The sequence below is a fragment of the Streptomyces sp. NPDC030820 genome (assembly GCF_055572075.1).
The window spans coordinates 381,229-401,870 of record NZ_JBVIEB010000001.1 but is presented as its reverse complement, the minus strand read 5'-3'; the positions used below and the strand labels follow the sequence as shown (position 1 = coordinate 401,870).

The window sequence follows — 20,642 nt, the reverse complement described above, 5'->3', positions numbered from 1 at the left end:
CGATGAGTACGGTCACTCCGGCGTCGAAGCGCCGCCGGTCGGCGCTTCGAACCCTCGCCTTCATGTCGCCCTGGCTGATCGGTTTCGCGGTCTTCTTCGCGTACCCGCTGATCTCGACGGTCTATTTCTCCTTCATGCACTACGACGGCTTTCGGCCGCCGACGTGGAGCGGCGGGAAGAACTGGCGTTACGTCTTCGAGCACTACCCGCTCTTCTGGCCGGCCCTGCGCAACACGCTGTGGCTGGTACTGGTGATGGTGTCGTTGCGGGTCGTCTTCGGGCTCGGCATCGGACTGCTCATCACCAGGATCAGGACGGGCACGGGGATCTTCCGCACCCTCTTCTATCTGCCGTACCTGGCCCCGCCGGTCGCCGCGACCATGGCCTTCGCCTTCCTGCTCAACCCCGGTACGGGCCCGGTCAACTCGATCCTGGGGAAGGTGGGCATCCCGGCGCCGGGCTGGTTCAACGACCCCACCTGGTCCAAGCCGGCCCTGACCCTGCTGGCGCTGTGGGGCATCGGCGACCTCATGGTCATCTTCATGGCCGCGCTGCTGGACGTACCGACCGAGCAGTACGAGGCGGCGGAGTTGGACGGGGCCTCGGCCTGGCAGCGGTTCCGGTACGTCACCCTGCCGAACATCTCCCCGATCGTGATGTTCGCGGTCGTCACCGGCGTGATCCAGACCATGCAGTACTACACCCAGCCGCTGATCGCCGGGAAGGTCGCCTCCGGGGTGATCCAGGGCGCGGGCACCCAGTTCGAACCCGGCTACCCGGACAAGTCCACGCTCACCCTCCCCCAGCTCGTCTACAACCTCGGCTTCCAGCGCTTCGACTACGGCTCGGCCTGTGTGGTGGCCCTGGTGCTGTTCGCCCTGTCGATGGTGTTCACCGGGTTCCTGATGCGGCGCCGGGGCGGTCTCATCCAGGCAGGTGACTGACCATGACCCAAGTACTGGAAAAGCCGGTGGAGTTGAGGACACCCTCCGCGGCCGCCGAGCGCACCGCCCGGCGCAGGGCACTGTTCGAATGGATCGCGGTCCACTCCCTCGGCGTCGCCGCCGCGCTGTTCTTCACGCTGCCGTTCGTGTTCGTGTTCCTGACCTCGCTGATGAGCGACACCCAGGCGCTCAGCCGCGATCTGGTCCCGCACACCTGGGAGTGGGGCAACTACCGGAAGGTCTTCGACACGCCCGGCTTCCTGACCTGGTGGAAGAACACACTGATCTACGCCGGCCTCGGCACCGTCCTGACCGTGGTGTCGTCCATCCCGGTGGCGTACGCGCTCGCCAAGTTCCGCTTCCGGGGCCGCAATCTGTCCCTGATGCTGGTGATCTCGATGATGATGCTGCCGCCGCAGGTCGTCATCATCCCGATGTACCTGTTCTGGGCGAAGCAGCTGGACCTGTCCGGCACACTGTGGCCGCTGATCATCCCGATGGCGTTCGGTGACGCGTTCTCCATCTTCCTGCTGCGGCAGTTCCTGATGACGATCCCGAACGAGTACCTGGACGCGGCGAAGGTGGACGGCTGCGGCGACCTCAGGACCCTGCTGAAGGTCGTCCTGCCCATGGCCAGGCCGGGCATCGCCGCCGTCGCCCTCTTCCAGTTCTTCTACGCCTGGAACGACTACTTCGGCCCGCAGATCTACGCGTCCGAGAACCCCGGCGCCTGGACCCTCTCCTACGGCCTGGAGTCCTTCAAGGGCGCCCACCACACCGACTGGAACCTCACGATGGCCGCGACCGTGCTGGTCATGGCCCCTGTGATCCTCGTGTTCTTCTTCGCCCAGAAGGCGTTCGTCGAAGGCGTCACCCTCACCGGAGTAAAGGGTTGATCCATCCATGAAACTCACCGTTGTCGGCGGAGGCTCGACCTACACCCCCGAACTCATCGACGGCTTCGCACGCCTGAGGGACACCCTGCCCATCGAGGAACTCGTCCTGGTGGACCCGGCCGCGGAGCGCCTGGAGCTGGTGGGCGGGCTGGCCCGCCGTATCTTCGCCAAGCAGGGTCACTCCGGGCGGATCGTCACCACCGCCGACCTGGACGCGGGAGTCGACGGCGCCGACGCCGTGCTGCTGCAACTGCGCGTCGGCGGCCAGGCGGCCCGCGAGCAGGACGAGACCTGGCCGCTGGAGTGCGGCTGCGTCGGCCAGGAGACCACCGGAGCGGGCGGCCTGGCCAAGGCGCTGCGCACGGTCCCGGTCGTCCTCGACATCGCCGAACGGGTCCGCCGTGCCAACCCGCGCGCGTGGATCATCGACTTCACCAACCCGGTCGGCATCGTCACCCGCGCCCTGCTGCAGGCGGGGCACCGCGCTGTCGGGCTGTGCAACGTGGCGATCGGCTTCCAGCGGAAGTTCGCCGGCCTGCTGGGCGTGGCCCCGGCCGACGTCCATCTCGCGCACGTGGGCCTCAACCACCTCACCTGGGAAACGGGGGTACGGCTGGGCGGTCCGGAGGGCGAGAACGTCCTGCCCAAGCTGCTGGCCGAGCACGGCGCGGCGATCGCCGACGACCTGCACCTTGCGCGCCCCCTCCTGGACCGCCTGGGCGTGGTCCCGTCCTACTACCTGCGCTACTACTACGCCCACGACGAGGTCGTGCGCGAGCTGCGCACCAAGCCGTCCCGGGCGGCGGAAGTCGCCGCCATGGAGCGCGAGTTGCTGCAGATGTACGGCGACCCGGCCCTGGACGAGAAGCCGGCGCTGCTCGCCAGGCGCGGCGGCGCGTACTACTCGGAGGCGGCCGTCGACCTGGCGGCGGCGCTGCTGGGCGGGGGAGGCAGCCCCTACCAGGTGGTGAACGCCCTCAACAAGGGCACGCTGCCCTTCCTGCCCGACGACGCGGTGATCGAGGTCCAGGCCGCGGTCGGCCCGGCCGGACCGTCCCCGCTGCCGGTGCCGGACCTGGACCCGCTGTTCGCCGGGCTGATCGCGAACGTGACGGCGTACGAGGACCTGGCCCTGGAGGCGGCGCTGCGCGGCGGCCGGGACCGGGTCTTCCGCGCCCTGCTGGCCCATCCGCTGATCGGCCAGTACGCGTACGCCGACGCCCTCACCGACCAGCTGATCGCACACAACCGGGAGCACCTCGCGTGGGCCTGACCGCACCTGAATCCGGGAGTGTCCTCGCGATCGACGCGGGCAACAGCAAGACCGACGTGGCCGTGGTCACCGCCGCCGGGGAGGTGCTCGCCACGGCCCGCGGCGGCGGCTTCCGCCCGCCCGCGGTGGGGGTGGCGGCGGCGCTGGACGCGCTGGCCGAACCGGTGGGGCGGGCCTTCGCGGACGCGGGCGTCACATCCGTCTCGCATGTCTCGGCGTGTCTCGCCAACGCCGACCTCCCCGTCGAGGAGGAACAGTTGGCGACCGCGCTCCAGACGCGCGGCTGGAGCGCGTCGGTGGAGGTGCGCAACGACACCTTCGCGATCCTGCGGGCGGGCGTCGCCGAGCCCCGCGGGGTGGCCGTGGTGTGCGGGGCGGGCATCAACTGCGTCGGCATGCGCCCCGACGGCCGTACCGCGCGCTTCCCGGCCCTCGGCCGGATCTCCGGTGACTGGGGCGGGGGCTGGGGCCTGGCGGAGGAGGCGCTGTGGTTCGCGGCCCGCGCGGAGGACGGCCGGGGTGGGCCCACGGCACTCGCCCGCACCCTGCCCGGCCACTTCGGCCTGCCGACGATGTACGCGCTGATCGAGGCGCTGCATCTGGAGCACGTCGGCCACGACCGCCGGCACGAGCTGACCCCCGTGCTGTTCGCGACCGCCGCCGAGGGCGATGCGGTGGCCCGCTCGATCGTCGCCCGGCTCGCTGAGGAGGTCACGGTGCTGGCCACGGTGGCGCTGACCCGCCTGGACCTGCTCGACGAGGAGACGCCGGTCCTGCTGGGCGGCAGCGTCCTGACCGCCGGCCACGCCCTGCTCGACGACGGCATCCGCGACCTGCTGGCCGCCCGCGCCCCCAAGTCCGACGTCCGCGTGGTCACGGCGAGCCCGGTGCTGGGCGCGGCCCTGCTGGGCCTGGACCGGCTGGGGGCGGACGGGGAGGCTCGGGAGCGGGCGCGGAGGCACTGGGCGGGGTAGCCGCTGCCCACCGCTCCGGTACCTTCCCCCGGGGGAACCGAACAGATGCTCCCGGCGTATTCATGGGCAGCGCACGCTGCGATCCGATCAAGATCCAGTGAAGGCCGGTGCGGATGTCGGTCCGGGCGGCGATACTTGGCGGCGAACGGATGACCATGGGGGAGGTCGAGTGACACACCCGCCGAAGAGCACAGCAGCGCCACCGGTGGCGGGCCCCGGCATGCCCGCCGCCCCCGGCATCCCCGCACAGCCCGTCCGCCCGGCCCCCACCGGCTCCCCCGCGCCGTCCGCCCGGCGGACCGCGTTCGCCGAGGGCGTCGACCGGCTGCGGGGCGCGACGACCACCGAGCCGGGGCGGTTGCGGATCATCGGGGCCGTACTGGCGCTGCTGGTCGTGGCGTTCGGGACGGTCACCGCCTGGCAGGCCAGTGAGCGGGCGGCCGCCGCCGACGACGTGCTGCACCGCAGCCAGCCGCTCAGTTCCGGTGCCGCGGACATCTACCGGTCGCTGGCCGACGCCAACACGGCCGCCTCCAGCGGGTTCCTGGCCGGCGGTCAGGAGACGGCCGCCTCCCGCGACCGGTACGAGAAGGACATCCGGACCGCCGCCGCGGGGCTGGTGACGGCCGCCGCGAACGCCGAGCCGGGCTCCGCCTCCGAGGCGACCATCGCCCGGCTGAACAAGCTGCTGCCCGAGTACAAAGGGCTCATCGAGCGGGCGCGGACGTACAACCGGCAGGGCTATCCGGTCGGCGGCGCGTATCTGCGGTACGCCAACGAGAAGATGCAGAAGGAGATGCTCCCGGCGGCAGAGGATCTCTACACCAAGGAGAACCAGCGGCTGGACGCCGACTACGGCGACGCGACGCCGTATCCGTGGGTCGCCATCGGCCTCGGCGTGCTCGCGCTGGCCGCGCTCGGGTGGGCCCAGCACCGCACCTACCGGCGCACCAACCGCGTCCTCAACCACGGCCTGGTCGCCGCCTCCGCCGCCACCACGGTCGCCCTGCTGTGGCTGGTCATCGGGCACGCCGTGGCCCGCTCGGAGCTGAACGGCTCCTACGACCACGGCATCCGCTCGCTGACCGTGCTGCACGACGCCCGGATCGCCTCCCTGAAGGCGCGCGGGAACGAGAACCTGAGTCTGGTGGCGCGCGGCGCCGAGACCATCACGGTCGACGGGCGGACGTACGACGCGTACTACTACGACTTCGACAAGGACATGACCACCCTCGGCCAGGGCCTGACCCGGGCGGCGAAGCTCGCCGACGACCAGGGCGGCAGCGCACCGGTGAAGGCCGCCGAGGGCAACATGGCGGTGTGGAAGCAGCGCCACACCGCGGCCCGCACCGAGGACGAGGACGGCAACTACCAGCAGGCGCTGGACAAGGTGATCGGCGCCAAGGGCGCCACCGGCGAGTGCTTCGACAGCGTCGACGCCAATCTCGCCCGGGCCATCGACCACGAGCAGACCGAGTTCCAGCAGGCCGCCGGCGACGGCCGGGACGCCATGACCGGGCTGCCGGTGGGCGCGGCCGTGCTCGCGGTGCTCGGCGCGGCCGGCGGCCTGTTCGGCATCGGCCGCAGGCTTTCGGAGTACCGGTGACAGGGGGCATGACGATGTACGCGGCACGTGTACGGGCCTCCCTGCGGGGCTGGGGCGGGGTCGGCGCGATGGCGGTGCTGTGCGCGCTGGCGCTGGCGTTCGTCCTGCTGCTGCCGTGCACCCAGCAGTCCCCGCAGCACCGCCCGGTGCAAACCGGTCAGGCCGTCGCCGACGGGATGCAGGCCCGCGCCGCGGACTGCAAGCCCGCCGAGGCGCAGAACCAGACCCTGTCGCCGTCCGGCGCGGACGGCCCGACGATCGACGCGATCAAGGCCCGTACGGGCGCCAAGCGCAAGCTGATCGTCGGCGTCGACCAGAACAGCTACCACTGGGGCTACCGCAACCCGAACACCCAGGGCGCGGAGCTGGAGGGCTTCGACATCGACCTGGTGCACCGGATCGCGCAGGACATCCTCGGCGACCCGGACGCGGTGCAGTTCAAGGCGATCCCGACCAGCCAGCGGATCTCCGCGATACAGGACGGGCGGGTGGACATGGTCGTGCGGACCATGACCATCACCTGCGACCGGCTGTCCCAGGTGGCGTTCTCCGCGCCCTACTTCAAGACCGGGCAGCAGGTCCTCGCCCCCAAGTCGTCGTCGATCACGGGCTACAACGGCACCCTGGCGCACAAGAGGATCTGCACGGCGGCAGGTTCGACGGCGTACACCAAGCTGGACGCCGACCGGAAGGGCGGCACCCTGCCCTCCTCCACCGACATCTCCACCACCGTCCCGAACCAGCTCGACTGCCTGGTCAGGCTGCAACTCGGCGAGGTGGACGCGGTGGTGACGGACGGCGCGCTCGCCGCCAGCCAGGCCGCGCAGGACCCGACCGTCGAACTGAAGGGCGGGGCGTTCACCACCGAGTACTACGGCGTGGCGATGAAGAAGGACGCCTCCGATCTGGTACGCCGGGTCAATCGCATTCTGGTGGGCTACCGCACCGGCGGCTGGCAGGCGTCGTACGACAGGTGGCTGTCGGCGACACTGGGGAAGGACTCCAGCGCATCCAAGCCACCCGCGCCGCAGTATCTGCGCACGAGTTGAGCCACATCCGACCGGAAACCCGAAAGCAGCGAGAGGTGATCGATGGGCGTCACGGACCCCGCCGGGCCGGTGATGGACCGGGACGAGGTGGACCGTGCGCTGGCGCGGCTCGGCCAGGAGCACGAGGCGATCGAGACCTCGCTGCTGGCGTTGCAGGACCACGCGGGCCGCAGACTCCTCGAAGGCGCCGAACTGACCGGTGTCACCAAGGAACGCTGGCAGGCCACGGAGGCGCGGATCACCCTGCTGTGGGGGTACTTCGACGCCTACGCCGCAGCCCTGCGCTCCGCCCGCGAGATCCGCGCCCGGCGCCGCTGGTCCAGCCGCGACGACCTGGTGGAGCTGACCGATCTGCTGCGCGGCGAGTCCGTCACCGTGGCCGGGAACGGCACGCTGAGCGAGTCCTTCTCGCTGTCCGGCCTGGTGGACCGGATGAACGAGCTGTACGCGACGAGCCTGGACCTGGTCGTGGCCTGCGACGCGGTGTGGTCGGCGCTGCCCGCCCGGATCGATTTACTCGCCGCGGAGCTGCAGCGCACCCGCAAGCTCGCGCACTCCGTCGGCGTACGCCCCGGCGAGCACCCCTCCGGCGACGACCTGGAGCGGATCACCCGCACGCTGACCAGGCTCAGGGAAGACGTCGTATCGGACCCGCTGGCCTTCTGGGTGCCGGCGGAGGGCAGTTCGGCGCCCGGCGGCGGCCGTCCGGACACCACGGTGTACGACCGTGAGGCGCGCGCCCTGGAGGATGTGCGCCGGGAGATCGACGCCGTGCTGACGGTCCGGCAGGACGCGGAGGCGCGGCTGATCCGGCTGCGGGACGTGCTCTCGCGCGCCGACCGCACCCTCGCTGAGGCCCGCACCGCGCGCGGCGAGGTGCTGGCCAAGATCGCGGCGACCGAGGTGCCTGTGGTCAGCGGCCCGCCGACCGTGCTCCAGGAGCAGCTGGCGACGGCGGCCGAGTACCGCAGGCAGGGCCAGTGGCACCGGCTCTCCCCGCTCCTGGAGTCCCTGGAGCAGAAGGCGGAGGACGAACTGCTGCGGGCCCGCGAGTCGTTGACCGCGGTCACCGCGCCGCTCGCGGTCCGCGCCGAGCTGCGCGGCCGGCTCGACGCGTACAAGGCGAAGGTGGCCCGGCACGGGCTCGCGGAGGACCCGTTCCTGGTCGAGCGGTACGACGCGGCCCGCCGGATGCTGTGGAGCGCGCCCTGCGACCTGCGGGTGGCCGAACAGGCCGTGCTGCGCTACCAGCAGCTGGCGGCCGAGCTGCTCGGTGGCGCGGGCGCGCCGGAGGACCGTAAGGGGGACCAGTCATGAGTCAGCCGGGGCAGTCCTGTCAGCGGCCGGGCTGCGAGGGGGCGTACGAGGACGTCGGCGGCGGCGAGCTGTACTGCGACACCTGCGGGCTCGCGCCGGTGGTGTCGGCGAGGGGCATGGTCGGCTCGCCCGCGACCGGGATCACCAGGGGCGCGGCGGACAGCGGCAGTTCGCGCAGCAGCTCGCGCACGTCCTCGCAGTCGTCGAGGTCGCACCGCTCGGTGTCGGGGCGGCTGTCGCGGTCGCTGTCGGGCCGCTCCAGCGGGCGTTCGGTGTCGGTGCGCAGCTCCGGCTCCTCCTCCGGCGCCTCCACCCGGGGGCGGCTGGGCGCCGGTCTGGTGCATGTGCCGCAGGTGCCGCGGCCCGACCCGCGCGCGATGGTGCTGGAGAACCCGGAGGTGCCGGAGCGGAAGCGGTTCTGCTCGCGCTCGGACTGCGGGGCGCCGGTGGGGCGCGCGCGGGGTGACCGTCCCGGCCGTACGGAAGGTTTCTGCACCAAGTGCGGGCACCCGTACTCCTTCGTGCCGAAGCTGAAGGCCGGCGACATCGTGCACGGCCAGTACGAGGTCGTGGGCTGTCTCGCGCACGGCGGGCTCGGCTGGATCTATCTCGCCGTGGACCGGGCCGTCTCCGACCGGTGGGTGGTGCTCAAGGGTCTGCTGGACACCGGGGACCAGGACGCGATGGCGGCCGCGATCTCCGAGCGGCGCTTCCTCGCGGAGATCGAGCACGCCAACATCGTGCGGATCTACAACTTCGTGGAGCATCTGGACCAGCGCACCGGCTCCCTCGACGGCTACATCGTCATGGAGTACGTCGGCGGCAAGTCCCTGAAGGAGATCGCCAACGCCCGCCGTACGCCGGACGGCCGACGCGACCCGCTGCCGGTGGAGCAGGCCTGCGCGTACGGCATCGAGGCGCTGGAGGCCCTCGGCCACCTGCACAGCCGCAACCTCCTCTACTGCGACTTCAAGGTCGACAACGCCATCCAGACCGAGGACCAGCTCAAGCTGATCGACATGGGCGCCGTGCGCCGCATGGACGACGACGAGTCGGCGATCTACGGCACGGTCGGCTACCAGGCGCCCGAGGTCGCCGAGGTCGGCCCGTCGGTGGCGAGCGACCTCTACACGGTGGGCCGTACGCTCGCGGTGCTCACGTTCGACTTCCAGGGCTACACGAACGTCTACGCGGACTCGCTGCCCGATCCGGACACCATCGACGTCTTCCGCCGCTACGAGTCCTACTACCGGCTGCTCGTCCGCGCCACCGACCCCGACCCGGCCCGCCGGTTCGCCTCCGCGCAGGAGATGGCCGAGCAGCTGACCGGTGTGCTGCGCGAGGTGGTCTCGCTGCAGACCGGGCAGGCGCGGCCCGCGCTGTCGACGCTGTTCGGGCCCGAAGTGAGGGTCATCGACCGTGAGTTGTTCCCTAGGCTGGACGGGGACGTCTCGCTGCTCGGGGCGCGGGAGGCCCGGAGCCGGAAGCGGCGGGCCACCGGGGCTCCGGGGACGGCGACCGGTGCCGCCGGAGCCCTGGGCACCCCCGCCGGTCCCGCTCCCGCCGGTGCCCCGGGCACGGCCGCCGGTGCCGGTGCGCTCGCGCCGGGGACGCCCGGAACCGTGTCCGCGCCGGGCACGGCCGGTTCCGGTGCCCCTGCCCCGCTCCCGCCCGCGCTCGTCAAGCCCGTCGACACGCCCGCCACCGCGCTCGCCCTGCCGGTCCCGCTGGTCGACCCGGGTGACCCCAACGCGGGTTTCCTGGCGGGCCTGATGACCTCCGCCCCGGCCGAGCTGATCAGCGCGCTGGACGCGGCGCCCGCGCAGACCGTGGAGACCCGGCTCCGGCAGATCCGCGCCCGGCTGGAGAGCGGCGACCACCAGGCCGCACTGATGAGCCTGGCCAAGCTGGAGGAGGAGCGGCCCGACGACTGGCGGGTGGTGTGGTACCGGGGCGTGGCCGCCCTGGTCACCGGCGACTTCGAGGGCGCAGCGCTCGCCTTCGACGCGATCTACGACGCCTTCCCCGGCGAGGCCGCGCCCAAGCTCGCGCTCGGCCTGTGCGCGGAGGTGCTGGGCCAGTTGGACAACGCGGCCGAGTACTACCACCTGGTGTGGGCGACCGACCCGAGTTATGTGAGCGCCGCCTTCGGGCTCGCCCGGGTGCAGCTCGCGGCCGGGAACCGGCACGGTGCCGTGCGGACCCTGGAGTCGGTGCCGGAGTCCTCCATCCACTACACGGCCGCCCGGGTCGCCGCCGTCCGGGCGCGGCTCAGACAGCGCACCGCCACCGCCGGTGACGTACCGTTCCTGGACGACCTGACGGCCGCCGCCGGGCAGGTCGAGGCGCTGGACGCGTACGGTCTGGATCCGGCGCGGCGCGAGCAGTTGTCGGTGGAAGTCCTCGGCTCGGCGCTGGACTGGATACTCTCCGGTGGCCAGGGCACCCCGCCCGCCGCCGGCGGGCGGGTGCTGCTGGGCAGCGGTCTGGACGAGCGGGGCCTCCGCTTCGGCCTGGAGCGCGCCTACCGCACGCTGGCCCGGCTGGCGACCGGCGGCGAGGAGAGGATCGAGCTGGTGGAACGGGCCAACCGTTACCGCCCCCGGACGTGGGTGTAGTTGATGTCGCAGATGCCCCAGCAGGCCGCACTGTCGAAGTGCCCGAGCTGCGCGGAGCCCGTCGAGCCGGGTGACCTCTTCTGCGGAGCGTGCGGGTACGACCTCTCCGTCGTACCCGCGCCGCCGCAGGATCATCCGACGCTCACCATGACCGGCTCCGCGACCGGCTCCTCCGGCGACGGCGTGGGCTGGCCCGCCCCCGAACCGGACGGCTCCGGCCCCCCGCAGGCGCCGCACCTGCCGGCCGACCTGCCCGGCACCGACTCCGGCGGCGCACCCCTGCCCGGGCACGAGTCCGGTACGGACCCGCACGGCCACGGGCACGTACCGCAGCCGGCCGGTTCCGGGGTGCGCTTCGACCGGCCCGCTGAGCCCGAGGAGTACCCGCTGCAGGCGCCCGACCCGCGGGTGGCCGAGAGCCTTGCCGTGCCGGAGGAGGCCGCGCAGATGTGCGTGGCCTGCCGGGCCGGCCGGGTGGACAGCGACGGCTACTGCGAGAACTGCGGGCACGCCCAGCCCCGCGAACGCGACCACATGGAGCGGGAGTCGGGCCCGGTGGCCGCCGTCAGCGACCGGGGTCTGCGCCACCACCGCAACGAGGACGCCTTCGCCGTCGGCCACACCGCGCTGCCCGACGGCACCCCCGCCGCCCTCGCGATCGTCTGCGACGGCGTGTCATCCGCGACCCGCCCCGACGACGCGTCATCCGCCGCGTCCCAGGCCGCCGGTGACACGCTGCTGGCCGCCCTGCCGCGCGGCACACACCCGCAGACCGCCATGCACGAGGCGATCGTCGCCGCCGCACAGGCCGTGAACGCGCTCGCCGAGGAACCCGCCACGGCCCGCGAGCACGCCCCGCACCAGAACTCCCCGGCCTGCACGATCGTCGGCGCGGTGGTCGCCTCCGGGCTGCTGGTCGTCGGCTGGGTCGGCGACAGCCGCGTCTACTGGGTGCCGGACGACCGCAGCGCGCCGGCGGCCCGGCTGACCGAGGACGACTCCTGGGCCGCGCAGATGGTCGCCGCCGGCCTGATGAGCGAGGCCGAGGCGTACGCCGACGAGCGCGCCCACGCGATCACCGGCTGGCTCGGCGCGGACGCCTACGAACTGGAGCCGCACACCGCTTCCTTCAAGCCGGACCGGCCCGGGGTCGTGGTGGTGTGCACCGACGGCCTGTGGAACTACGCCGAGACGGCCGAGGAGATGTCCGAGGTCGTACCGCCGGACGCGGCCGAGCGTCCGCTGCACAGCGCCCGGGTCCTGGTCGGTCACGCCCTGGACGGCGGGGGCCACGACAACGTAACAGTGGCCGTCGTGCCGTTCCCTGCGCCGCCGCAGGGGGCAGGATCGGCCTGAGGGCCCGAGGTCTGGGGCCGCCGGCCGGAGGGGACCGGCCCGTTCACAGCCATCGTCCTGCATCGGCAGGGCGGTCGAGGGGGATTTGAGTACGCATGGCCAATTTCGCGAAGTCGCATGTGCCGCAGTTCTCGATGGACGTCTATCAGAACGAGTACCTGCCGGAGGGCGGGCGCGAGGTCAACGCCATCGTCACCGTGACGGCCACCGGTAGCGGCACGGTCGGCAGCGCCGCGGCACCGCTGTACCCGCGGGGCCGGGGCCCCTCGGCCGCCGTGGCGCTGATGGTCGACTGCTCCGGTTCGATGGACTACCCGCCGACCAAGATGCGCAACGCCCGGGACGCCACGGCCGCCGCCATCGACACCCTGCGCGACGGCACGCACTTCGCGGTGATCGGCGGCACACATGTGGCCAAGGAGGTCTATCCGGGCGGCGGACGGCTCGCCGTCGCCGACCCCGGCACCCGTGAGCAGGCCAAGCAGGCGCTGCGCAAGCTCAGCGCGGGCGGCGGTACGGCCATCGGCACCTGGCTGCGGCTCGCCGACCGGCTGCTGCACTCGGCGGACGTCACCATCCGGCACGGCATCCTGCTCACCGACGGCCGTAACGAGCACGAGTCGCCGGAGGATCTGAGGGCGGCGCTTCAGGCGTGTGCCGGACGGTTCACCTGTGACGCGCGGGGCGTGGGCACCGACTGGGAAGTGAAAGAAGTCACAGGGATCGCCTCGGCGCTGCTCGGCACCGCCGACATCGTCGCCGACCCGGCCGGTCTCGCCGCCGACTTCACGCGGATGATGGAGACGGCGATGGGCAAGGAGGTCGCCGACGTCTCGCTCAGAGTGTGGACGCCGGTCGGCACGACCATCCGGTTCGTCAAGCAAGTCGCGCCCACCGTCGAGGACTTGACCGCCCGCCGCACCGAGGCCGGGCCGCGCGCCGGCGACTACCCGACCGGCTCCTGGGGCGACGAGTCCCGCGACTACCACCTGTGCGTATCGGTCCCGGCGGCCGGCCTGGGCCAGGAGATGCTCGCCGCGCGCGTCTCCCTGGTCGTGCCGCAGGCGGACCGATCGGTACAGAACCTCGGCGCGCAGGGCCTCGTACGGGCGGTGTGGACCGACGACATGGCGGCCTCCACCTCGATCAACCCCCAAGTCGCCCACTACACCGGGCAGGCCGAACTGGCACAAGCCATCAAGCAAGGGCTCGATCTTCGCAAGGCGGGCGATTTCGATGGCGCAACGGCCAAACTGGGGCGTGCGGTTCAGCTCGCCAACGCCTCCGGGAACGCGGATACTGCGAAACTGCTTGCGAAGGTGGTGGACGTGGTCGATGCCGCGACAGGTACTGTGCGGTTGAAGACGAAGGTCGCAGAGGCGGACGAGATGACTCTGGAGACCCGGTCCACAAAGACTGTTCGTGTAAAGAAGTGACCCAGTAGGACATCCGGAGAAGGGGAAGCACCGACATGCCGACCTGCCCGAACGGACACCAGTCGGGTTCCGACGACTGGTGCGAGGTCTGCGGTCACCGCATGGCCGGTGCCGTACCTCCGCCCCCGCCGCCCCCGCCCGCGGGCGGTTACGGCTTCCCGCCCCCGCAGGGCACCCAGGCCGGCGGACGCCCGCCGGCCGCCGCGGCCCCGGAGCCGGAGCTGTGCCCGCAGTGCCGTACGCCCCGCGAGGGCGGCGCGCCCTTCTGCGAGGAGTGCCGGTGGAACTTCCTGACCAACACGGCCACCTCGTACACCCCGGCCGCGCCGCGCCAGCCGCAGCCGCGGTTCCAGCCGCCGAGCGCGACCTACGGCGGCAATGACGGGTACGAGTACCAGGGCTCGCGGCCCTCGCAGATGAACCGGCCCGCCGAGCCGATCCCGTCCTTCGGCAGCGAGCCGTCGGGCCCGACGCCGTTCGCCGGCGAGCGCGGCCCGTCGGGCCCGCCGACCTCACCGGGTCCGTCCGGGCCGGGCGGTCCGGGCGGCTTCGGCGGCCCGGGTCAGGGTGGCCCGGGTGCCGGTGGTCCTTCCGGTTTCGGCGGCGGTCAGGGGCAGGGTCCCGGTGGTCCCTCCGGTTTCGGCGGCGGCCCGGGTCAGCCCCAGGGGCCCGGCGCGCCCGGTGGTCCGTCCGGTCCGCCGTCCTTCGACCGTGGTCCGTCCGGTCCGCCGTCCTTCGGCCGTGAGCCGTCCGGTCCCGGTGGCCCCTTCGGCCGTGAGCCCTCCGGCCCGGGTGGCCCCACTCCCCCCGGCCCGCCCGGTCCGTCGGGCTTCGGCGGCGACCCCTCGCGTCCGGTACCGCCGCCGCCCGGCCCCACTCCGCCCGCCGGTCCGGGCGGTGCCCCACAGGCGTTCCAGCAGTCCGGGCCGCCCGCTCCGCCCGCGTTCCCGCGCGAGACCGGCCGGCCCGCCGCCGGCGGTCCGCCCCCGGGTCTGGGCGGTCCCCAGTCCCCCGGCCCCGGCTTCGGCGGTGACGACGACTGGGTGATCTCTCCGCCGTCGGCCTCCGGCCCGGCCGGCGGCCCCGGTGGCGGTCAGGGCGGCGGGTACGGCTACCCGCAGCCCGGCGCCACGCAGGCCCCGCCCGGCGCGGGTTTCCCGCAGCAGCGGACCACCTGGACGGCGACCATCGGCCCGGACCGCGACTACTTCATGGCGATGATGCAGCGCTCGGGCCCCGAGGCCGCGGGCCTGAACCTGCCCGCGTACTCGCCCGAGCAGCAGCGCACGCTCGGCGGCAACCAGGTCACCATCGGCCGCCGCCGGCACTCCACCGGCGACACCCCCGACATCGACCTGTCGGTGCCGCCGGAGGACCCGGGCGTCTCCCACCAGCACGCGGTGCTGGTGCAGCAGCCGGACGGCAGCTGGGCGGTCGTCGACCAGAACTCGACCAACGGCACCACGGTGAACATGTCCGAGGAACCGATCCAGCCGTTCGTGCCGGTTCCGCTGCAGGACGGCGACCGGGTGCACGTGGGCGCCTGGACGACGATCACCATCCGCCGGGCCTGAGCACACCGGGGAGGGTCACGGGAGGGGCCAGGCGTACGGCCCCTCCGGGTCGTCCAGCCACGCCCAGGTGTGCTCTCCGCCGACCGTGACGCCGTACCGCTCGCGTTCCGGCTCGCCCTCGCGCTCCCACAGCGCGTAGGCCTCCTGCGGATCGAGGGTGCCCCGGGTCAGCGCGAGCAGGAAGCGGAACGTCTCCTGCTCGCGGGCCCGGCCCGGCAGCCCGGCGAGCGACACGCCCTCCGGTCCTCGCCTGCCGTCGCCGCGCAGCGGTACGAAGAAGGCGGCGGTGGGCAGGAAGCGGCCCTCGCCGTGGGTCGCGTCCCGCACCGTGAGCGCGAGCAGGCCGGTGGCCAGCGGGGTCAGGATGCGGGCGCCGGGTCGGCACTGGGCGAGCCAGGCGCGCGGGACCGTGGACAGCTCGCAGGTGGCGATGATCCGGTCGAACGGGGCGCGTTCGGGCACGCCGCGCGCGCCGTCGCCGGTGACGACGGCCGGGTGGAATCCGGCCGCCTCCAGGTGCCGGCGGGCCGACTCGGTGATCTCCGGTTCCAGATCGACGGTGGTGACGAGGTCGTCGTCGCCGAGCCGGTGGGCGAGCAGGGCGGCGTTGTAGCCGGTGCCGGCGCCCACCTCCAGGACCCGGTTGCCGTCCTCGACCTCCAGCGCGGCCAGCATCCGCGCCATCAGGGAGGGCTGGCTGCTGGAGGAGACCAGCTCGCCGTCGCGCAGCCGGGTGGCCAGCGGAACGTCCTCGTAGGCGCCGCGCACCCAGCGCTCGCGAGCCTGAGGGTCCGGGCTCTCGCCCCAGCGGCGCTCGTAGCCGCGCGGCCCGGCGACGTAGTAGTACGGCACGAACAGGTGCCGGGGCACGGCCGCGAACGCCTCCCGCCACACCGGGTCCCCGGCCCAGGCCCCCTCGTCGTCGATCTCCCGCACCAGCGCGTCCCGTGCGGCGGCGGCCAGCGGGCCGGTCTCGGTGTCGTAGGCGCCCATGGGTCCACAGTAGGGGCGGCGGGTCCGCGGTACGGGCGGGCCGGGCCGCGGTCCAGGAAGTCGTGAACTGCGGGCGGTCCGTTCACGTCGGGCGGAAGGTCGGACAGGAGGCGCGTCCGGCAACCCGGCCCGCCCCGGTCCACGGGTGACGGACCTTCGGGTGCAGCCGCCCCCGGACACCCGCGCGCGACCGGATCGGAGACCGGCAGTGCACCCGGTGTCCATCGCGACGAGGATGCCCGCGTCGCCCGGCCGCCACAGCCCCGTCCCACCCGTCGGGTGACCACCTCGCGCAGCCGGCCGACGGTCACCGCGGTGACGTCGCCGGCGGGTTCCTGATCCGTGCTGCGGCCCCGCCCGTGGAACGTGACGGAGCAGCGGGCCGGGATTGTTCGGGGCGTCGGGACGCAGCCGGTTGCTCACGTCAGCCGCGAGGTGGATCCGCCCGTCGGCCGCTTGCCCCGGACACCCGCGTCATACGCCGCGGACCAGGAAGCCTCAGCAGGCCTCAGCAGGCCGGTGCCGGGAGGTTCGCCGGGCCTGGGTCCAGAAAGTTGCACCGTGCGTCGCCGGGGCCGCCTGCTCACTCAGTAGGCGCCGCTACCGCGCAGCACCGCAGGGAGGGTACGGAAGAGGATCGCCAGGTCCAGCTTGAGGGACCAGGTGTCGACGTATTGCAGGTCCAGGCGAACGGCCTCCTCCCATGCCAGGTCGGACCGGCCGCTGATCTGCCACAGTCCGGTGAGTCCCGGCCGCACCCGCAGGCGATGGCGCGCCTCCCCGGTGAACGCCGAGTCCTCGACCGGTAGCGGCCGGGGACCGACCAGGGACATCTGCCCCTTCAGCACATTGACCAACTGCGGCAGCTCATCCAGGGAATAGCGGCGCAACCAGCGTCCGGTCGCGGTCACGCGCGGATCGTCACGGACCTTGAACAGGTGCCCGTCGGACTCGTTGCGAGCCGCCATGGACGTCCGCATCTTCTCGGACCCGACTCGCATCGTGCGCAGCTTGAGCATCTCGAACTCCTGGCCCCGCCAGCCCGTTCGCCTCTGGCGGAACAGCAGGGGGCCCGGTGTGTCGACCTTCACGGCAACGGCGGCCACCAGGAACAGCGGCGCCAACAGCAGGAGCAGCACGGTGGCCCCCACCGCGTCGACGGTCCGTTTGATCGCTCGGCTCGTCCACGGGGTGTGCCGCCTCAATACCGACCCATGGTGAGCCGTCTCTACAGCGGATACTGCCATCTCGTAACTCCTTTGGGTTGAACAGGTGAAACGCCCTTATCCCGAGGCATGTCTACGCACTCAATGCCCCAATTAGCGCATGAGTCAGTAATAGATAGATACACGACATCAACCTGAGCTTCGGAAGTGACACTGCGAACTTGCCCCGTCCGACCTTGGACGGCGTGGCCGAATGGAGGTGCATGCGTGCGGTAGTGACCGGGCGGCGGGTCCCGGAGCCGGACGCGCTCGACCACGTAGTCGCGTACGACCGCACCGCGCTTGAATTGCGCCCGGGCGGCAAAGTCCTGCACATGCTGTTCTGGTGATGTTGTGACTTGCAGGCCTGCTCGGCGCGTCTTATCAACCAAGGACAATTCAATGCCGATTGTGGTCTTCGTCAGAAATCTTTCGACCGACTCAGGAGACGACCCATGGCCTGTATCGACGCAGTGGTGACGGGGGCCGGAGGATTCATCGGCGGACACCTCACGCGAGCTCTGCTCGCCGAGGGCAAGAGCGTGCGAGCGGTCGACCGCAAGCCGATCGACGAGTGGTATCAGATTCACGACGACGCGGTGAACGTGATCAGTGATGTGTCGCTGCGTGACTCCTGCCGCCAAATCCTGGACGGCGGCGCGGAAGAGGTCTACCACCTCGCAGCCGACATGGGGGGCATGGGCTTCATCGAGAACAACAAGGCCGCCTGCATGCTCTCGGTGCTGTCCAGCACCCACATGCTCCTCGCCGCGCGGGACGCGGGAGTCGGCCGGTACTTCTACTCCTCGTCGGCCTGCGTGTACGCCGCCGACAAGCAGATCACCAGCGACGTGCTCCCGCTGCGCGAGGAGGATGCCTACCCCGCCATGCCCGAGGACGGCTACGGCTGGGAGAAGCTCTTCAGCGAGCGGATGGCCCGCCATTTCCGCGAGGACTACGGACTGGCCACCCGCACCGCCCGCTACCACAACATCTACGGCCCCTACGGCACCTGGGCGGGCGGCCGGGAGAAGGCTCCCGCCGCGGCCTGCCGCAAGGTCGCGCGCGCCGTCCTCACCGGCGAGCACGCCGTCGAGATCTGGGGCGACGGCGAGCAGACGCGCAGCTTCACCTTCATCGATGACTGCGTCGAGGGCACCCTGCGCCTCACGCGCAGCGAGTACACCGAACCGCTCAACGTCGGCTCGGACAAGATGGTTTCCATCAACCAGCTGTACTCGCTGGTGGAGCAGATCGCCGGCGTCACGCTCGAGCACCGGCACGTGCCGGGACCCCTCGGTGTACGCGGCCGCAACAGCGAGAACACCCGTATCCGCAAGGAACTCGGCTGGGAGCCGGAGACCTCCCTGCTCCACGGGCTGGAGGTCACCTATCGCTGGGTGTACGACCAGGTGAAGGCAGAGCTCGACGGCGACGCCAGGGCCTTCTGATGGAGTGTCATCCCCGCGTCGACGTGCTCGGCGTGGGCATCAGCGCGGTGACCCCGCCGACCGCCCTCGACGAGATCGCTCGCTGGATCGAGACCGGCGAGCGCACATACGTCTGTGTCACTGGAGTACATGGGGTCATGGAGGCGCAGCGCGATCCGGCACTCCGCCGCATCCACAACGCGTCGGGCCTGACCGTGCCTGACGGCATGCCCATGGTCTGGGCCGGTCACCGTGCCGGAGCGCCCTGGATGCGCCGCGTCTACGGCCCCGACCTGATGCTCGCCGTCCTCGAAAAGGCCGTCGAGCGGGGATGGTCCTCGTTCCTGTACGGCGGTGCCGAGGGCGTACCCGAACTCCTCGGTGAGCGGCTGGTCGGCCGGATCCCCGGGCTGAAGATCGCAGGTGCGTACTCGCCGCCCTACCGGCCGCTCACAGCGCAGGAGTCGGAGGCGGTGGTGGCCTGCATCAACGCCTCCGGCGCCGATCTGGTCTGGGTGGGACTGTCCACGCCCAAGCAGGAGCTCTGGATGGCGGAACACCGCGACCGACTGGAGGCTCCGGTCCTGCTGGGGGTCGGCGCAGCCTTCGACTTCCACGCCGGCCTCAAGCCCCAGGCATCGCGGTGGATCCAGCAGGCCGGCCTGGAGTGGGCGTACCGTCTGGCGAAGGAGCCGCGTCGGCTGTGGCGCCGCTATCTCCGCAACAACCCCTCTTATCTGGCGCGCGTCGCCCTGCGCCCACCACGGCTCACCTACGAGGGGCATCCGTCGTGAGAATCGCCATCGTGCACAGTTTCTATGCGTCCGGGCAGCCCAGCGGCGAGAACGAGGCCGTGCACGACCAGCTTCGGGCGCTGCGCGCGGCGGGTCACGAGGCTGAGCTGTTCGCCGCCCACACCGACGAGCTGGCCCGGGACCCCCTCTACCCGCTCCGGGCCGCCGCGCGTGTGGCCACCGGACGGGGCAGCAACCCTCTGTCCCGGCTCCGGGCCTATGCACCCGATGTGGTGCATGTCCACAACCTCTTCCCCAACTTCGGGCGGTCCTGGGTCAAGGAGTGGGCCGGGCCACTGGTCGCGACGCTGCACAACTACCGCCCGACGTGCGCCGCGGCGACCCTCTACCGAGGCGGTGCCGAGTGCACGCGCTGCCTGGACGGCGATCGCTGGGCGGGTCTGCGGCACGGCTGCTATCGCAACTCCCGCCTTGCCACGCTCCCGCTGGCCTGGGCCGGACGACGCGGCGCGACGGCGGACCCGCTGCTGGACCGGGCCGACCGGCTGGTGGTGCTGTCCGCACTGAGCCGGCGCATCTATCTGCGCGCGGGAGTTCCCCCCGAACGTCTCGTCCTCGTCCCCAACTTCGTCGAGGCCCCGAAGGACGGCGGGGTGCGACCCGACGACACGGGCCGCTGGCTGGTCGCGGCCCGCCTCACGGCTGAGAAGGGCGTCCTGGAACTCCTCCGCCTGTGGCCCGAGGGCGAACCACTGGACGTCGTCGGTGACGGCGAGCTCCTCGCGACCTGCCGGGCCGCGGCGCCCCCGTCGGTCCGCTTTCTCGGCCGCCTCGACCGCGCCGAACTGCAGCGCAGGATGCCGTCCTGGCGCGGCCTCATCTTCTGCAGCCGTTGGTACGAGTGCGCGCCCTGCGTCGAGGTCGAAGCCCTGGCAGCCGGGCTGCCGATCGTGGCCTTCGAGGGATCCTCGGTGGCGGAGTCGGTACGTGAACGGGGCACAGGCCTGGTGACTCGCTGGGACCGGCCTCTCGCCCCCGTCCTGGCCATGGCAGCCGACCGGTTCCCGAACCTGCGCTCCCGATGCCGCCAGGTGTATGCGGACCACTTCACCGAGCAGGCATGGTCGGGTCGCATGACCGCGTTGTACGCGGAACTCCTGGGCACCGAAAGGACCATGCGAGGTGTGGACGGCCTCGCAATTACCGAGGGCTGAGT

At 72.1% G+C, this 20,642-nt stretch carries 17 protein-coding genes and 1 pseudogene; 15 read left to right on the top strand and 3 right to left on the bottom strand.

What is annotated here, in order from left to right:
• Positions 1-2 precede the first annotated feature (2 nt).
• The 7 genes from ACZ418_RS01840 to ACZ418_RS01810 all read left to right on the top strand — a co-directional run bounded on the left by ACZ418_RS01840 (position 3) and on the right by ACZ418_RS01810 (position 8,059).
• On the top strand, positions 3-944 hold the full coding sequence (locus ACZ418_RS01840) for a carbohydrate ABC transporter permease (RefSeq protein WP_468355383.1): 942 nt from the start codon (positions 3-5) through the stop codon (positions 942-944).
• Between the two features lie 2 nt (positions 945-946).
• Entirely contained in the window at positions 947-1,840 is an 894-nt protein-coding gene (locus tag ACZ418_RS01835; RefSeq protein WP_468355380.1) for a carbohydrate ABC transporter permease, read from the top strand.
• A gap of 7 nt (positions 1,841-1,847) precedes the next feature.
• Entirely contained in the window at positions 1,848-3,113 is a 1,266-nt protein-coding gene (locus ACZ418_RS01830; protein WP_468355377.1) for a 6-phospho-beta-glucosidase, read from the top strand.
• Positions 3,104-4,087 carry an N-acetylglucosamine kinase gene (locus ACZ418_RS01825; protein WP_468355374.1) on the top strand — a complete coding sequence of 328 codons (984 nt, stop codon included), beginning with the start codon at positions 3,104-3,106 and terminating at the stop codon, positions 4,085-4,087. The genes ACZ418_RS01830 and ACZ418_RS01825 overlap by 10 nt, the downstream gene beginning before the upstream one ends.
• Positions 4,088-4,256: 169 nt before the next feature.
• On the top strand, positions 4,257-5,693 hold the full coding sequence (locus ACZ418_RS01820; RefSeq protein WP_468355371.1) for a hypothetical protein: 1,437 nt from the start codon (positions 4,257-4,259) through the stop codon (positions 5,691-5,693).
• Positions 5,694-5,707: 14 nt separating this feature from the next.
• Positions 5,708-6,742 carry a glutamate ABC transporter substrate-binding protein gene (locus tag ACZ418_RS01815; protein ID WP_468355368.1) on the top strand — a complete coding sequence of 345 codons (1,035 nt, stop codon included), beginning with the start codon at positions 5,708-5,710 and terminating at the stop codon, positions 6,740-6,742.
• A gap of 42 nt (positions 6,743-6,784) precedes the next feature.
• Positions 6,785-8,059: a hypothetical protein gene (locus tag ACZ418_RS01810; RefSeq protein WP_468355365.1), complete on the top strand. Its 1,275-nt coding sequence runs from the start codon at positions 6,785-6,787 to the stop codon at positions 8,057-8,059.
• 19 nt (positions 8,060-8,078) lie between these two features.
• Here the strand turns inward: ACZ418_RS01810 and ACZ418_RS01805 are convergent, their stop codons facing one another.
• Positions 8,079-8,372: a hypothetical protein gene (locus ACZ418_RS01805; protein WP_468355362.1), complete on the bottom strand. Its 294-nt coding sequence runs from the start codon at positions 8,370-8,372 to the stop codon at positions 8,079-8,081.
• On the opposite strand from ACZ418_RS01805, the gene ACZ418_RS01800 reads away from it, so the two are divergent.
• From ACZ418_RS01800 to ACZ418_RS01785, 4 genes are all read left to right on the top strand, one after another.
• Positions 8,332-10,677, top strand: a complete 2,346-nt coding sequence (locus ACZ418_RS01800) for a serine/threonine-protein kinase (protein ID WP_468355359.1) — start codon at positions 8,332-8,334, stop codon at positions 10,675-10,677. The two genes, ACZ418_RS01805 and ACZ418_RS01800, sit on opposite strands and share 41 nt — an antisense overlap.
• A gap of 3 nt (positions 10,678-10,680) precedes the next feature.
• Positions 10,681-12,033, top strand: coding sequence for a PP2C family serine/threonine-protein phosphatase (locus ACZ418_RS01795; protein WP_468355356.1), 1,353 nt, complete (start codon positions 10,681-10,683; stop codon positions 12,031-12,033).
• A gap of 95 nt (positions 12,034-12,128) precedes the next feature.
• Positions 12,129-13,469, top strand: coding sequence for a vWA domain-containing protein (locus ACZ418_RS01790; RefSeq protein WP_468355354.1), 1,341 nt, complete (start codon positions 12,129-12,131; stop codon positions 13,467-13,469).
• Positions 13,470-13,504: 35 nt separating this feature from the next.
• Complete coding sequence (locus ACZ418_RS01785) at positions 13,505-15,043, top strand: FHA domain-containing protein (RefSeq protein WP_468355352.1); 1,539 nt, start codon at positions 13,505-13,507, stop codon at positions 15,041-15,043.
• Between the two features lie 15 nt (positions 15,044-15,058).
• On the opposite strand, the gene ACZ418_RS01780 is transcribed toward ACZ418_RS01785, so the two are convergent.
• Together ACZ418_RS01780 and ACZ418_RS01775 are read right to left on the bottom strand one after the other, a co-directional pair.
• Entirely contained in the window at positions 15,059-16,036 is a 978-nt protein-coding gene (locus ACZ418_RS01780; RefSeq protein ID WP_468355349.1) for a methyltransferase domain-containing protein, read from the bottom strand.
• A 587-nt stretch (positions 16,037-16,623) separates the two neighbouring features.
• A pseudogene (locus tag ACZ418_RS01775) lies at positions 16,624-17,214 on the bottom strand (sugar transferase); the annotation flags it as partial.
• 251 nt (positions 17,215-17,465) lie between these two features.
• Between ACZ418_RS01775 and ACZ418_RS01770 the strand changes: the two are divergent.
• The 4 genes from ACZ418_RS01770 (at position 17,466) to ACZ418_RS01755 (ending at position 20,640) form a co-directional block, all read left to right on the top strand.
• Positions 17,466-17,591: a hypothetical protein gene (locus ACZ418_RS01770; RefSeq protein ID WP_468355346.1), complete on the top strand. Its 126-nt coding sequence runs from the start codon at positions 17,466-17,468 to the stop codon at positions 17,589-17,591.
• Positions 17,592-17,696: 105 nt separating this feature from the next.
• Positions 17,697-18,692 carry an NAD-dependent epimerase/dehydratase family protein gene (locus tag ACZ418_RS01765; protein WP_468355343.1) on the top strand — a complete coding sequence of 332 codons (996 nt, stop codon included), beginning with the start codon at positions 17,697-17,699 and terminating at the stop codon, positions 18,690-18,692.
• Complete coding sequence (locus ACZ418_RS01760) at positions 18,692-19,465, top strand: WecB/TagA/CpsF family glycosyltransferase (RefSeq protein WP_468355340.1); 774 nt, start codon at positions 18,692-18,694, stop codon at positions 19,463-19,465. Before ACZ418_RS01765 ends, ACZ418_RS01760 begins: the two co-directional genes overlap by 1 nt.
• An 11-nt stretch (positions 19,466-19,476) precedes the next feature.
• Positions 19,477-20,640, top strand: a complete 1,164-nt coding sequence (locus ACZ418_RS01755; protein WP_468355337.1) for a glycosyltransferase family 4 protein — start codon at positions 19,477-19,479, stop codon at positions 20,638-20,640.
• Positions 20,641-20,642: the final 2 nt, after the last annotated feature.

Bases quoted from the DNA above. Each gene is read 5' to 3' on its own strand.
- ACZ418_RS01760 (WP_468355340.1), top strand. From the start codon at position 18,692: ATGGAGTGTCATCCCCGCGTCGACGTGCTCGGCGTGGGCATCAGCGCG.
- ACZ418_RS01830 (WP_468355377.1), top strand. From the start codon at position 1,848: ATGAAACTCACCGTTGTCGGCGGAGGCTCGACCTACACCCCCGAACTC.
- ACZ418_RS01815 (WP_468355368.1), top strand. From the start codon at position 5,708: ATGTACGCGGCACGTGTACGGGCCTCCCTGCGGGGCTGGGGCGGGGTC.
- ACZ418_RS01780 (WP_468355349.1), bottom strand. From the start codon at position 16,036: ATGGGCGCCTACGACACCGAGACCGGCCCGCTGGCCGCCGCCGCACGG.
- ACZ418_RS01810 (WP_468355365.1), top strand. From the start codon at position 6,785: ATGGGCGTCACGGACCCCGCCGGGCCGGTGATGGACCGGGACGAGGTG.
- ACZ418_RS01840 (WP_468355383.1), top strand. From the start codon at position 3: ATGAGTACGGTCACTCCGGCGTCGAAGCGCCGCCGGTCGGCGCTTCGA.
- ACZ418_RS01835 (WP_468355380.1), top strand. From the start codon at position 947: ATGACCCAAGTACTGGAAAAGCCGGTGGAGTTGAGGACACCCTCCGCG.
- ACZ418_RS01770 (WP_468355346.1), top strand. From the start codon at position 17,466: ATGCGTGCGGTAGTGACCGGGCGGCGGGTCCCGGAGCCGGACGCGCTC.
- ACZ418_RS01795 (WP_468355356.1), top strand. From the start codon at position 10,681: ATGTCGCAGATGCCCCAGCAGGCCGCACTGTCGAAGTGCCCGAGCTGC.
- ACZ418_RS01790 (WP_468355354.1), top strand. From the start codon at position 12,129: ATGGCCAATTTCGCGAAGTCGCATGTGCCGCAGTTCTCGATGGACGTC.
- ACZ418_RS01785 (WP_468355352.1), top strand. From the start codon at position 13,505: ATGCCGACCTGCCCGAACGGACACCAGTCGGGTTCCGACGACTGGTGC.
- ACZ418_RS01765 (WP_468355343.1), top strand. From the start codon at position 17,697: ATGGCCTGTATCGACGCAGTGGTGACGGGGGCCGGAGGATTCATCGGC.